General features: G+C 59.3%; 12 protein-coding genes. 8 read left to right on the forward strand and 4 right to left on the reverse strand.

Annotation, left to right across the window (positions count from 1 at the left end; genetic code table 11):
- Positions 1-127 precede the first annotated feature (127 nt).
- From FRH_RS09430 to csiR, 3 genes are all read right to left on the reverse strand, one after another.
- On the reverse strand, positions 128-1,342 hold the full coding sequence (locus FRH_RS09430) for a CaiB/BaiF CoA-transferase family protein (protein WP_139525116.1): 1,215 nt from the start codon (positions 1,340-1,342) through the stop codon (positions 128-130).
- A 27-nt stretch (positions 1,343-1,369) separates the two neighbouring features.
- Entirely contained in the window at positions 1,370-2,548 is a 1,179-nt protein-coding gene (locus FRH_RS09435; RefSeq protein ID WP_239295872.1) for an acyl-CoA dehydrogenase, read from the reverse strand.
- A gap of 84 nt (positions 2,549-2,632) precedes the next feature.
- Complete coding sequence (gene csiR / locus FRH_RS09440; RefSeq protein WP_281996771.1) at positions 2,633-3,322, reverse strand: DNA-binding transcriptional regulator CsiR; 690 nt, start codon at positions 3,320-3,322, stop codon at positions 2,633-2,635.
- 111 nt (positions 3,323-3,433) lie between these two features.
- On the opposite strand from csiR, the gene lhgO reads away from it, so the two are divergent.
- From lhgO to FRH_RS09460, 4 genes are all read left to right on the forward strand, one after another.
- Positions 3,434-4,627, forward strand: a complete 1,194-nt coding sequence (gene lhgO, locus FRH_RS09445; RefSeq protein ID WP_281996772.1) for an L-2-hydroxyglutarate oxidase — start codon at positions 3,434-3,436, stop codon at positions 4,625-4,627.
- Positions 4,628-4,782: 155 nt separating this feature from the next.
- Positions 4,783-5,742, forward strand: coding sequence for a TAXI family TRAP transporter solute-binding subunit (locus tag FRH_RS09450; protein ID WP_281996773.1), 960 nt, complete (start codon positions 4,783-4,785; stop codon positions 5,740-5,742).
- Between the two features lie 18 nt (positions 5,743-5,760).
- Complete coding sequence (locus FRH_RS09455) at positions 5,761-6,255, forward strand: DUF1850 domain-containing protein (RefSeq protein ID WP_139525121.1); 495 nt, start codon at positions 5,761-5,763, stop codon at positions 6,253-6,255.
- Between the two features lie 104 nt (positions 6,256-6,359).
- Positions 6,360-8,372, forward strand: a complete 2,013-nt coding sequence (locus tag FRH_RS09460) for a TRAP transporter permease (protein ID WP_153842148.1) — start codon at positions 6,360-6,362, stop codon at positions 8,370-8,372.
- Positions 8,373-8,453: 81 nt separating this feature from the next.
- On the opposite strand, the gene FRH_RS09465 is transcribed toward FRH_RS09460, so the two are convergent.
- The gene (locus FRH_RS09465) at positions 8,454-10,982 is read right to left on the reverse strand and encodes a penicillin-binding protein 1A (protein ID WP_281996774.1); all 2,529 of its coding nucleotides are present in this window, start codon (positions 10,980-10,982) and stop codon (positions 8,454-8,456) included.
- A gap of 193 nt (positions 10,983-11,175) precedes the next feature.
- On the opposite strand from FRH_RS09465, the gene pilM reads away from it, so the two are divergent.
- From pilM to FRH_RS09485, 4 genes are read left to right on the forward strand one after another with little or no spacing between them, the layout of a single operon-like run.
- Entirely contained in the window at positions 11,176-12,237 is a 1,062-nt protein-coding gene (gene pilM, locus FRH_RS09470; protein ID WP_139525124.1) for a type IV pilus assembly protein PilM, read from the forward strand.
- A complete protein-coding gene (locus FRH_RS09475) occupies positions 12,234-12,803 on the forward strand; it encodes a PilN domain-containing protein (RefSeq protein WP_139525125.1) in 570 nt (189 codons plus the stop codon). Before pilM ends, FRH_RS09475 begins: the two co-directional genes overlap by 4 nt.
- Positions 12,800-13,447, forward strand: a complete 648-nt coding sequence (locus FRH_RS09480) for a type 4a pilus biogenesis protein PilO (protein ID WP_139525126.1) — start codon at positions 12,800-12,802, stop codon at positions 13,445-13,447. The genes FRH_RS09475 and FRH_RS09480 overlap by 4 nt, the downstream gene beginning before the upstream one ends.
- Positions 13,444-13,962, forward strand: coding sequence for a pilus assembly protein PilP (locus FRH_RS09485; RefSeq protein ID WP_219862942.1), 519 nt, complete (start codon positions 13,444-13,446; stop codon positions 13,960-13,962). Before FRH_RS09480 ends, FRH_RS09485 begins: the two co-directional genes overlap by 4 nt.
- Positions 13,963-13,985 lie beyond the last annotated feature (23 nt).

Below are 13,985 nucleotides of genomic sequence, written 5' to 3' on the forward strand. Positions count from 1 at the left end.
CATGTCTGTATAGGTTTTGTATAGCGAAGTGGGCGATGAGGTGAACGCTTTCCTCCCAATAAAAAACGCCCCGAAGGGCGTTTTGAGAAGCGGGGTGGTAGGCTCGTTTGCCGCCAATAGCGTCTGATTAGATTATGCCCGCTTGGCGAAGCGCTAGGCGCTGCTCATCGCTGATGCCGATGGCATCCAGCACGCTGTCCGTGTGCTCGCCAAGCGTGGGCGGCGCGGTGGTGGCACTGATCGATTCGCCGTTGATGCGGATCGGATTGGCTACGAGGTTGACCTCACCTGCCTGGGAATGGGGCAACGTTTGTTTCAATCCGCGTGCTTTGACATGGGGGTCGTCGAACACGCGATCCAGGGTATTGATCGGCCCGCAGGGCACGCCCACGGCCTCGAAGGCCGAAAGCCAAGTATCGGTAGGTTGTGCGCCAAGTGCCAATTCCAGAAGCGGTATCAAGGTGTCGCGATGCTGAACTCGGCTGCCGTTGGTGGCGAAGCGCTCGTCTTGAGCGAGCTGCGGCTGGTCGATCACCTGGCAGAAGCGTCTGAACTGCTCGTCATTACCGACCGCCACGATCATATGACCATCGGCCGTGGCAAAGGCTTGATAGGGCACGATGTTGGGGTGTGCATTACCCAGACGTTGGGGCACCTGGCCAGACGTCAGGTAGTTCAACGCCTGATTGGCCAACACGCCCACCTGCACATCCATGAGTGCCAGATCGATATGGCAGCCTTTGCCACTATCGCGGCGTTGGTAGAGGGCCGCCAGCACCGCATTGGCGGCGTAGAGGCCGGTAAAAATATCGGTGATGGCGACCCCCACCTTGACCGGGCCGCCCCCGGATTCACTGTCCGGTTTACCGGTCAGGCTCATGAGGCCGCCCATGGCTTGGATCATGAAGTCGTAGCCTGCCCGGTGGGCGTAAGGGCTTTCCTGGCCAAAACCGGTGATGGAGCAGTAGACCAAGCCGGGATTGAGCGCTTTCAGGCTCGCGTAGTCCAGGCCATACTTTTTCAGCCCGCCCACCTTGAAGTTCTCGAGCAGCACGTCCGACTGCGCGGCGAGCTGCTTGATCAGTGCTTGGCCTTCGGGCTTGGCCATATCCACCGTCACCGAACGCTTACCGCGATTGGCGCACAGGTAATAGGCCGATTCCGTGCTGCCGGAGAGCCAGGGCGGCCCCCAGTGGCGGGTATCATCGCCGCTTTGGGGACGCTCGATCTTGATCACTTCAGCACCCATGTCGGCCAGCATCTGCCCACACCAAGGGCCTGCTAGTACGCGAGAGATATCGAGTACTTTAATGCCTGCTAGGGGCTTGGCGGCTGTGCTCATCGGGTGCCTCGCTGAGTAGCTACGAATTTAGAAGAACGACTGGATGCCGGTTTGCGCGCGGCCCAAAATCAGAGCGTGCACATCATGAGTACCTTCATAGGTATTCACGGACTCCAGGTTCACCATGTGACGAATCACGCCGTACTCGTCGGAGACACCGTTTCCACCGTGCATGTCGCGGGCCACGCGAGCGATATCCAGGGCTTTACCGCAGTTGTTGCGCTTGATCAGCGAGATCATTTCCGGCGCCCAGTTACCGCTGTCCATCAGGCGGCCCACCTGCAGGGCGGCTTGCAGGCCCAGGGTGATTTCGGTCTGCATGTCGGCCAGCTTCTTCTGGATCAGCTGGTTGGCGGCCAGCGGGCGGCCAAACTGTTTACGGTCGAGGGTGTACTGGCGGGCAGCGTGCCAGCAGAATTCGGCGGTGCCCATCACGCCCCAGGCAATGCCGTAGCGGGCTTTGTTCAAACAGCCGAAGGGACCTTTCAGGCCGCTTACGTTAGGCAGCAGGTTCTCTTCGGGCACGAAAGCGTTGTCGAGGACGATTTCGCCGGTGATGGAGGCACGCAGGGAGACCTTGCCTTCGATTTTCGGGGTGGAGAAGCCTTCGGTGCCACGCTCGACGATGAACCCTTTGATCTGGTTGTCGTGGGCGGCAGATTTCGCCCATACCACAGCAATGTCGGCAATCGGACTGTTGGTGATCCACATTTTCGCGCCGGTCAGGCGGTAACCGCCATCGACCTTTTCCGCACGGGTAATCATGGAGCCTGGGTCGGAGCCATGGTCGGGTTCGGTCAGGCCAAAGCAGCCGACCATCTCGCCGCTGGCAAGCTTAGGCAGGTACTTATGCTTCTGCTCTTCGGAACCGTAGGCTTCGATGGGGTACATCACCAGCGACGACTGGACGCTCATGGCCGAGCGGTAGCCGGAATCGACACGTTCTACTTCGCGGGCGATTAGGCCATAAGCCACATGGTTGACGCCCGCACCGCCGTACTCCGGAGACACCGTGGCACCTAGCAGACCCAGCTCGCCCATCTCGTTCATGATCTCGCGGTCGAAACGCTCTTCACGGAAGGCGCTGAGTACCCGAGGCTGCAGGTTTTCCTGGCAGTAGTCATGGGCGGCATCGCGGATCTGGCGCTCTTCGTCGGTGAGCTGGCTTTCCAGTAGAAGCGGGTCGTCCCAGTTGAAGCGTGTCATGGCGTGAACTCCGAAAGATGATCGTGTTGAGCCCAATGTATCGCCGTTATTTAAAAATTTCTACATTTTTTTAAAACGAAGATTTTAATCGATGCCACGGGCTTGGAGTACCCGGGTAATGATGGGGACTGGCGTCATTAGGTGGTCGCGCATCAGGTTAGCGGCCTGTTCGGCATTGCGGGCGAGAATGACGTCCACCAGCGTGGCGTGTTCTTGGCGTTTGATTTCAAGGGCTTGAGGCGACATGACGGTCTCTTGCAGCCATAAATGGCGGTAGCGCTCCACCTGATCGAAGAGGGTGTCACGCATTTGCAGCAGGTGCGGCGAGTTACAGCCGCTGGCGATGGCGGTGTGAAACGCTTTGTGGCGCAAATCCCAACCATCCAGCAGCTCGTCGGGGGAGCTGACCTCGGTCACTTTGGCTAGCCGGTGGGCGGTCGCCAGTACGTTGGCTTCCCAATCGTCATCGCCGCGCTCGATCGCCAAGCGCAAAATCAGCCCTTCCAACTGGGCGCGGGCATCGTAGATATCGTTCAGCTCGGCCAGCGACATGGCGGCCACTCGGTAGCCGCGTTGACTGATGGCGACCACCAAACGGTCGGCCACCAGCTGGGAAAGGGCTTCGCGCAGCGGCCCGGTGCTCACCCCGTAATACGCTTTCAAGCGGCTCATCAAGAGCTTCTCTTCAGGCGCGTAGCGGCCGCGAATGATGTCATGCTTGAGCGATTGGTAAGCGCTCATCGCGAGGTTTTGACGCGGGGCTTCATGCTCCATGGGAACTCCTTGAACCAATGTGGCTTAGACCAATGTAGGGGCGTGGCGGTCAACGCTGAATAGCGGCTATTATCAATAAATTTTGAAAATTTGGCACAGGTAACGACATTTATGTGGGATTTCATCATTGTAGGCGGCGGTATTTTGGGATTTTCCACCGCCATGCAGCTGCAGCAGGCTTACCCAGATAAGCGCCTTTTGGTGATCGAGAAAGAGTCGGGAGCGGCCCAGCATCAAACCGGTCACAATAGCGGTGTGATTCATGCGGGGGTCTACTACACGCCGGGCAGCCTGAAAGCGACGTTTTGCTTGGAAGGCAATCGCGCTACTCGGGCGTTCTGCGACCAGCACGGCGTACCTTACGACATCTGCGGCAAACTGTTGGTAGCCACCAATGCACTCGAAAAACAGCGCATGGAGGCGCTGTGGGAGCGCACCGCCGCCAACGGACTGGAGCGTGAATGGCTAGAGGCAGAGGCACTCAAAGAGCGTGAGCCCAATATCACCGGCGTGGCGGGGATTTACGTGCCTTCGAGTGGCATTGTGAACTACGCCGAGGTGACCCGTGCCATGGCGGCGGAGTTTACCCGCCTTGGCGGTGAGGTCCGCTTTGACCACTGCGTGACCGGTTTGGAAGAGCGTACCAACGAGGTAGTGGTGACGACCCAAAAGGGCGCTTTCACCGGTCGTTACCTCGTCTCTTGCTCGGGACTGATGGCCGATCGCGTCATCCGCATGCTAGGCAAAGACCCTGGCTTTACGATTTGCCCCTTCCGCGGTGAGTACTATCGGCTACCCAAGCGCCACAACCAAATCGTCAACCATCTGATTTATCCTATTCCCGATCCTGCCATGCCGTTCTTGGGCGTGCACCTGACGCGGATGATCGATGGCACGGTCACCGTGGGGCCGAATGCCGTGTTGGCGTTAAAACGCGAGGGCTACCGCAAACAGGACATGTCGCTGAGTGACATGGGCCAGATGTTCACCCATCCTGGTATCTTGAAGGTGTTAGGTAAACACTTGAAGCCGGGGCTCTTCGAAATGAAGAACTCGCTCTACAAGCGTGGCTATCTCGAGCTGGTGCGTAAGTACTGTCCCAGCCTGACGCTCGACGATCTTACGCCTTATCCCGCGGGGGTGCGCGCCCAGGCGGTCTCTAATGATGGCAAGCTGGTGGACGACTTTTTGTTCGTGAACACCAAGCGCACGGTGAACGTTGGCAATGCACCGTCGCCCGCGGCCACGTCGGCGCTACCTATCGGGGCGCATATCGTCGAGCACGTCAAAGCGCTGTTGAAATAAAAAGCCGCATGGCGCTGGATTAGCATCTTACGCGCCAGCCGTGCTAACTTCTGTCCACCGCTCCAAAGGCTGGCAACACCAGCCTGGGGCTGGGGCTTCACACCTCCTTTACGTCAACCATACCTATAAGTCCAAGTAGGACGGAGGAAACGCTCATGCGAACTCTAAAATATACCGTCGCCGCCTCCATGCTCGCCGTGGCGCTGCCTGCCAGCGCGCAGCAGCTCTCGATTGCCACGGGCGGTACTGGCGGCGTTTACTACCCCATCGGCGGTGGCTTTGCCGAAATGATCAACAACCATATCGAAGGTGCTCAAGCGACGGCTGAAGTGACCGGCGCCTCGGTCGAGAACATGGGCTTGATCATGCGTGGCGATGCCGACCTGGCGCTAGTGCTGGCAGATACTGCTTATCAGGCGTATACCGGTACTGGTGATTTCGAAGGCCGCCAGATCGAGAACACCCGCGCGCTGGCGTCGGTGTATCCCAATGCCGTGCAGCTCGTCACCCTGGCTGAGTCTGACATTCAGAGCATTGCCGACCTGGCCGGTAAGCGTGTCTCAGTAGGCGCACCGGGTAGCGGCACCGAGCTGAACGCCCGTGCTCTGCTAGAAGCCAACGGGGTGAGCTATGAAGACTTCACGCCCCAACGTTTGAACTTCAACGAAACCGCTGACGCCATTCGTGATGGCGATATCGATGCCGGTTTCTGGAGCGTTGGGCCGCCCACCAGCTCCATTCTCAACCTCGCCGCGACCCGCGACATCCGCCTGATTAGCCTGTCGGATGAAGAGATCGCCAACGCTCAGGAAGAAGAAGCGGTCTTTGCACCTTACGAGCTGGCGGCGGGCATGTACGACGGTATGGACGAGGCGGTACAGACCATCGGTATCCCTAACGTGCTGGTCGTCAACGCCGATATGGACGAAGAGCTGGCCTACCAGTTGACTCAGCTGCTGTTCGAAAACACCGATGAGCTGATTGCCGTCCACCCGGCTGCCAACGACACCACCATCGAGTTCACTATGAACTCTACGCCGGTACCGCTGCATCCGGGCGCGCTTCGCTACTTCGAAGAAGTTGGCGCTGAGATCCCGGACCGTCTGCGTCCGTAACCCATTAGGAGCCGTGCCATGCAGTGGCAACGACGACTGATGGCGCTCTTACTGATGAGTGGTTTGTTCGCCGAAGCGGGGGCCTCCCCCGCTTCGGCGACTGCGTCTTGGCATCTGCGGGTCGTGACCGAGCAGGGCGACACGCTCGTAGATGCAGCTGCGCCGCAGGGCAGCCGCTGGTGCATCCAGTGGCAGCACTCTGTCGAGCACTTTACGGTGTTGGACTGTTACCGCAACGCGGGTGGCACGATGCAGCTCGAGCGCAGCCACCAACCGGATTTTGCCGCTGGGCTTGGGCACATCTTCGGGCGCGGCGAGCAAGTGTCGGACGGCCAGGGCGGTTACTGGATCAATGCCATCGACGAGCCAGTGGCGAACAATCGCTACGTGCTACGGGTCGGCTCGACGGCCGTCAATCACCGCGTCATGTGGCCAGATGGCGAGCATCCCACCGTGAGCCTGAGTGAGCGGGCGGCTGGCCAACGCGTCACGATAGCCTTGTCATCGCGTTGAGTGTCGTTAGCCAAACACCTCATAAGTGCGCCGATCGATGTCGCTTTTCATAAAAATTAAGTGGGTGTTAACCCCCTAAGTTAGCTTATGCTTCCGAGGACTTCATGAACGAATCCACGCCACCGCCGACTGTGATGCCGGGCGGCAATGCGATTCAACCCCGCTTCGTTTTATGGTGTATCACCATCGTGGCGGTGGGACTGTCGTTATTCCAACTCTACTCGGCGGGTATTCAGCCGCTGGGCCTATTTTATCAGCGCAGCATTCACCTAGCGCTGATCATGCTATTGGCCTTTTTGATGTTTCCGGCCTTTGGGCCAAATCGTAAGCGCGGCATCGTGGGCTGGGGAATCGACCTGGTCTTCTTTGCCGGTGCGCTGATCACAGGTGGCTACTTGGTGTTCAACTTGGATGCCATCTTTAGTCGCGCCGGGTTCTGGAACCAGACCGATATTTTGGTTGCCTGTATTGCCACGGTCACCGTACTCGAGGCCAGCCGCCGCGCGGTGGGTTTTGGTATGACGGTGATTGGCTTGCTCGCTATCGTTTATGCGTTTGCCGGCCCCCGTGGGGAGCTTCCCTGGCTGGGCGAGTGGATGCCCGGCATCATGGAGCACCGTGGCTACAGCCTCGACCGCGTGGCCGGGCAGCTTTACCTGGGCCAAGAGGGCATTTTTGGCCTGCCGCTGGGTGTTGCCGCTACCTATATCTTCATTTTCGTCCTCTTCGGTGCTTTTTTGGAGAGCACCGGCGCGGGTAAGTTCTTCATCGATATGGCATACGCCGCCACTGGACGCCAGCGCGGCGGTCCGGCCAAAGCGGCCGTTCTGGCTTCGGCGGGTATGGGATCGATTTCGGGGAGCGCCATTGCCAACGTGGTCACCACCGGCGCGTTCACCATTCCGCTGATGAAGAAACTGGGCTACCAGCCGAAGCAGGCGGGGGGCATCGAAGCGGCCGCCTCCACCGGCGGGCAAATCATGCCGCCGCTGATGGGCGCGGGCGCCTTCTTGATTGCCGAATATACCAATACGCCTTATTTAGAGATCGTCAAAATCAGCATTCTGCCGGCGATCATGTACTTTGCGACGGTCTATCTGTTCGTCCACATCATTGCTTTGAAACAAGGTATGCAGGGCATGGCCAAGAGCGAGCTGCCCCAAATGCGCCAAGTCATGAAAGATGGCTGGCACTTCCTGCTGCCGCTGGCGGTGCTGGTATGGCTGCTGGCCATGAGCATGTCGCCCATGCGCGTGGGGTATTACGCGGTCGTCACCATGGTGGCGGTGGCCGTCTTGCGCTATGCATTATGGTATTTCTTCGTGGCACCCAAACAGGGGCAGCCGGTCACGGTCGAGCGCACGAAAGCGGTCGTGTGGGCAGGGCTCGTGAAGCTGGTCCAGGGATTAGAGTTGGGCGCGCGCAATGCCGTGGCGGTCTCCATGGCTTGCGCTGTCGCCGGTATCATCGTCGGCGTGGTCGGTTTGACCGGCCTGGGTCTGAAGTTCTCCTCCATGATGCTGGCGTTCTCCGGTGGCAACCTGGTGCTGGCACTGCTGTTGGTGCTGTTGGCGAGCCTAATTTTGGGGATGGGGTTACCGGTCACTGCCAGCTACATCGTTCTGATCGTGCTGGTGGGCCCGGCGCTGACCGCCGAATTCGGTGTGCCGCTGTTGATCGCTCACTTGGTGGTTTTTTGGTACTCCCAGGACTCCAACGTCACGCCACCGATTGCCTTGGCGGGGTTTGCGGGGGCGGCCATTGCCGGCAGTAAACCCATGGAGACAGGTTTCCAGGCGTGGAAATTTGCCAAGGGGCTCTACCTGATTCCGCTGTTCATGGTCTTCAATCCGGAGATCATCATTGGCGGGCCGGTGCTCGTGGTGGTATGGAATGCAGTCATCGCGCTACTGGCGCTATGTGCGTTCGCGGCCTCGCTAGAAGGCTACCTGTTCACGCGTATGTCTTGGCTGCCTCGTTTGGCCATTGGTGGCGCCATTGTCGGTGTGTTCTACCCAAGCTTGTGGACGGAGGTGGCCGGCGTCACGGTCATGGTCGTAGCCATCGCCGCTAACTGGCAGGCGAGCAAACGGGAGCCAACGCCGGTGGCCGGTTGATTTTGCCTAGGAGAAAAGCAGCACCAAAAAAGCCCGGGAACATTCGTTCCCGGGCTTTTGCGTTTTAGCGTCGGTTCGTATTTAGAAGATCGACTCTGCCGTGCCAGACCCTTGCGAGCCGCTGGCTTCCTCGAGCTCTTGGCTAATGCGGCGAGGCTGGAAATCCGGTAGATGGTCTCTGTGGAACAGCTCGGTCATGCCGCCCGGTTGGTCATCGTGTAAACGACGGCCTGTCTCCGGGTCCACCCGTGCGGTGACGATGGTGTCGGGACGCTCTGGCAGTGCAGAGGGGGTTCCTTCGAGCGCATCGCCCATGAAGTCGATCCAGATGGGTAGAGCGGCATTCGCGCCATACTCGGCAATGGTGTCGTTGCTGTCTTTACCGACCCACACCGTGGTGACGAGATTGCTGTTGAAACCGGCAAACCAGGCGTCTCGCTGGCTGTTGGTCGTACCGGTTTTACCGACGATATCCTCACGGTTTAGGCTCAGTGCACCTCGGCCCGTACCGGAGGTAATGACGTCGCGCAGCATGTCACGCAGAATATATACCGCTGCCGCGTCGGCCACACGAGGGGCGATCGGGTAGGTCTTGCCATCGATCTCGACGGTTTCCTGGCCCTCGGCGCAACTCACGCAGGCAACCTGCGGCGTAGCTTCATCGATCACTTCGTTATCGTCATCGCGGGTCACCCGCTCGATGAACCAAGGCGAGACTTGGAAGCCGCCGTTAGCGATCACCGCGTAGGCGTTGGTCATCTCCATCGGGGTGAGACTGGCGCTACCTAGGGCCAGTGACAGGCCGCGGGGCAGACGCTCCGGCGAGAAGCCGAACCCTTCCAGATATTGGATCGTGTGGTCGAGCCCCATGGTTTGGAGCACGCGAATGGTGACGAGATTGCGCGAACGTGCCAGTGCCGGGCGCAGGCGCATCGGACCTTGGAAGTCGCGGCTTGAGTTGACCGGGCGCCATAGTGAATCGCTGCCATCATCCAATACCACCGGCGCGTCGTTGACCACGCTCGCCGCGTTCATTTCGCCATCTTGCAGGGCGGCGAGATAAATGAACGGCTTGAAGATTGAGCCGGACTGACGCTGGGCTTGCACGGCGCGGTTGAACTTACTAGCGTTGAAGTCGAAGCCGCCCTGCAGCGCCAGAATCGCACCGGTGCGTGGGTCTTGCGCCACTAGCGAGCCTTCGGCGTCTGGACGTTGGGAAAGGCGCAGCGTGCCGTCATCGGTCTCGATGACGCGGATGAGGTCGCCCCGTTCGGCAATCTGTGCCGCACTGGTCGGTTCGGCCCCTCGGCTACGCGGGCTCAAATAGGGGCGCGCCCAGCTGAGACCACTCCATGGAATCGTTTGCAGCTCACCGCCACGAGTCAGCACCTGCATCTCACGGCCACTGCTCTCGACCACGATGGCAGGCTGCAGCAGGCCATAGTTGGGCGTACGCTCCAGTACCTGAAGCCAGTTGCTCACATCGCCATCCACGCCTGCGACTTCGGTTTGGCTACGCTGGGCAGCCTGACGAGCGGTTTGGCGGATCTCCGGCGACTCGGACAGCTCCTCTTCCAAACCCTGGGTAGTGGTCTGCTCTTGGGCTTCGACCAAGCTGGGTGCAATGTCCTCTTGCTCGGCACCCCGCCAGCCATGGCGTAAGTCGTAAGCGATCAGGCCATTGGCCAGCGCCTGACGGGCAAACGGCTGCAGTTCGCTATCGATGGTTGTGTAAATGCGGTAGCCACCGGTATAGGCGGTATCACCAAAGCGCTCGATGGCGTATTGGCGTGCCATCTCTGCCACGTAGGCGGCATCCACCTCGGTTTGGGTGTAGTGGCGGCGTGCGGTGACCGGGGCCTGCACGGCACTTTGGTAGGTATCGTCATCGATATACCCCAGCTCGCGCATGCGGAATAGGATCCAGTTGCGACGAATCAGCGAACGCTCGGAGTTGGCCAGTGGGTTGAACGCCGAGGGGGCTTTGGGCAGTCCGGCAATCATGGCGGTTTCCGCTAGGCTCAGCTCGGCGAGTGGCTTGTCGTAATAGGTCTCGGCGGCAGCGGCAATGCCATAAGCACGGTTACCTAGAAAGATCTTATTGACGTAAAGTTCGAAGATCTCCTCTTTGTCGAGAATCTGCTCCATCTGCAGGGCGAGCAGAATCTCGCGAATTTTACGTGTGAACGTCTGGTCGAGGGTCAGCATGTAGTTACGTGCGACCTGCATAGTGATGGTGGAACCCCCTGATTGAATGGTGCCGCCACTCTGTACCAGCTCGACCGCCGCGCGCGCCAAGCCGCGCGGGTCGACGCCTGCATGATCGAAGTAGCTGGCGTCTTCGGCAGCAATTAGCGCGTTGATCATGTCTTGGGGAATGTCATCGAAGTCGATCGCCACGCGGCGCTCTTCACCGAATTCGCCGATCAGCTTGCCGTCGTTGGTAAAAATCCGTAGTGGCGTGTGCAGTTCGAAATCCTGCAGCTGACGCACGTCGGGCAGGCCCGGCGAAAAATAGATCGCCGCACCAATCACCGCCAGTATGACCGCACCCGAGAGCGCAACGACCAGTGAAAATAGTGACAGCACAAGAGTCCGTAAAAACGTCATGAACAGTGGGCACCCGTAAAAAGAGGAGTAGCCAAGGCAGTGTTAACGCCATGGCGCGCAAGTGGCTGCCATTATAGGAAGGGGAGGCAGCGGCCACCAGTGTTGATATGGCGTAGAGGCATTGGCGTGTGCCTTAACTAAAAATCATGTAACCTCGAAACTTGCACGATAGGCAGGCGGAGCCGAACTCAACATGCGTTTACTAACACCCAGTAAAGGGTTGATTGGTGTCGATATTACCTCGGCGACCGTCAAGCTACTCGAACTCAAACGGTGCAACGATAATTACCAAGTCGAGAGCTACGCCGTGCGCCCGCTTCGCGAAGGTGCGGTGGTCGAACGCCGTATTCGAGATATGAACGATGTAGCCAACATGCTGAGTCGCGCCGTCGAACACGCCAAACCCTCAACGCGTAAAGCCGCCGTGGCCGTTCCGGCCAGCGCTGCCATTACCAAAACGCTTCAATTTCCCGTCTCGCTGAGCGAAGACGAGATCGAAGAGCGCATAATCGCCGAGTCAGACCGGCATATTCCGTTTCCGTTCAATGAAGTGGCGTTCGACTTCCACTGCCTGGGCCCTGCGCCCTTCGATGACGAGCAGCAGCAGGTCATTTTGGTGGCTTGCCGCCAGCAGGATGTGTCACAGCTCACCGAAACCTTGGAGCGTGCCGGATTGGAGCCTGCGGCGGTGGACGTGGAAACCTTCGCCATGGAGCGCTCGCTGGCCGAGCTGCGTCGTCAGCTCAACGTCGACAGCGACCCCAACGCCTGCGTAGGGCTAGTGGATATTGGTGCTAACATGAATGCCTTTCACGTCGTGCGTGGAGGTCACATCGTTTATAGCCGGGACACGGTGTTTGGCGGTCGCCAGCTCACCGACGCGATTCGCGACCATTACTCTTTGAGTAACGAAGAGGCGGGCTTTGCCAAAAAGCGCGGCGGCCTGCCTGAGGATTACCACGAGAAAGTGCTCAATCCGTTCCTGGAAACCGTCGTGCAACAGGTGGGGCGCTCCCTGCAGCTCTATTATACCGCCGGGCGCCAGCACGAAGTGCAGCACATCGTACTGGCAGGCGGCTCGAGCGTCATTCCCGGCTTGGCCGAGCGCATCGCCGACGATAGCGGTATGTCGGTGACCATCGCCAATCCGTTTCAGCGTATGCGTGTCAATAAGCGCCTCAATATGGAAGGTTTGACGAACGATGCTCCAGCCATGCTCACCGCGGGCGGTTTGGCGATGAGGGTTGGACTATGAGCATTAATATCAACCTGCTTCCCTGGCGGGAGGCGCGTCGGGAGAAACGCACCCGCCGTTTTTACGGGGTCGTCGTGCTGATGCTGATCGCCGGGGTTGCGCTGGGCCTGGGGGTCGCTCAGCTTTACCAGCAGAAGCTCGCCGCTCAGCAGCAGCGTAACGCCTATATCACCCAGCACATCGAGCGCCTGAATAACGAAATTGCCGATGTGCAGCGCTATCAACAAACCGCCGAGCGACTAGGCGAGCAGTTGGCGCTGTTCAACACGCTGCAGGCCGAGCGGGTGAGTACCGTGCAACTGTTCAACGATATCGCTGCAAGCGCGGTAGACGGCGTGGTGTATCAGCGGCTGACCCGTAACGGCGAGCAGGTAAGCGTATCGGCCATGGCGGGCAGCGAACGTCAGGTATCCGATCAGCTGCGTCAGATTGCCAGTATGCCTGGGCTAGGAGTGCCGCTACTGTCGGAGGTGACCAGCGGGCAAGATGGCAATAGTCGCTTGTTCCAGTTCGAAGTGGTGCAGTCGTCGCTGAGAGAGAGTGGTGACGGGGAGGAGTCGCCATGATAGGGGGGCGCGAGCGCTGGCGGGATGAGTGGCAGCGATTGAAAACGCTGGATTGGCAGTCGCTGGATGTCAAAGAAGCGGGCGAGTGGCCCGTGCTACTCAAGGTGCTGTGTGGCGCGCTAGCGTTTTGCGTAGCCTTGGGCGGACTGAGCTGGTGGTTGGTGAGCGAAAAGCGCATCGAACTGGAAGCGGCGCAGCGCCAAGAGGCGCGTCTTCTGAACGAGTATCGTAGCAAAGTCTCTGAAGCGGCCTTTTTGCCCGAAGTGCGTGACCAACTCATCGCGCTCGAAGAGCAGATGACCACCATGCGCTCCATGCTGCCCACCAGTGCCGAAATTCCCTCGTTATTGGATAGCATTAGCGAGGCAGCGCTGGATAATGACTTGAGTATCGAAACGATTCGCCTGCGCCCCACCGTGCGAAATACGCACTACGTGGAGCACCCGCTGGATATTCAGGTGCGCGGCGGCTATCACGAGCTGGCGCACTTCGTGGCCGACATTAGTCAGTTGGCACGTATCGTGACCCAGCACGATATCGCGCTCTCACCGGCCGAGCAGAGCGGTGAGTCGCTGCGTATGTCATTGGTCGCTCGCACCTATAGCTATATAGACGCAGCAGACGGGGAGGCGCCCGTACCATGAAGCGTTTACTCACTTTTGGCGTAATGGCGCTTCTCGCGGGTTGTAGTGACGCCAACCTTGGCCAGCTAGCGTCGGTGTTGGACGAGATTCGGCGCGCTCCAGCGGGACAGCCGCCGGTCGCCATTCCAACGATTCCCGACTACCAGCCGATAGAGTACCGCTATAGTGATGCCCGCAGTCCGTTCCTCGCTCCTAAGAGCGTGCGAGCGACCGAGGCGGCGGCCGTCTTTGCAAGCGCCCTGGCCCCCGACCAGCAGCGAAAGACCGAGCCGTTAGAGCAGTTCCCGCTGCAAAGCCTACGTTTGGTGGGCACGCTGCGGATGGGCGGGCAACAGGTGGCACTGATCAGCGCGCCAGACGGTAGCGTCACTAGCGTGCGCGAAGGCAACTACCTAGGCACCGATTTCGGGCAGGTGACCACGATCAGTCCGCAAGAAGTGCGCATCACCGAACGTACGTTACATCAGCAGTTAGGTTGGCAAGAGCGCGAGGCAACGCTCACGCTAAAGGAGTAGCTAGCCCCACGCTACTCGGCAGT

Source organism: Halomonas sp. A020, from assembly GCF_027943625.1.
Taxonomy (GTDB): Bacteria; Pseudomonadota; Gammaproteobacteria; order Pseudomonadales; family Halomonadaceae; genus Vreelandella; species Vreelandella piezotolerans.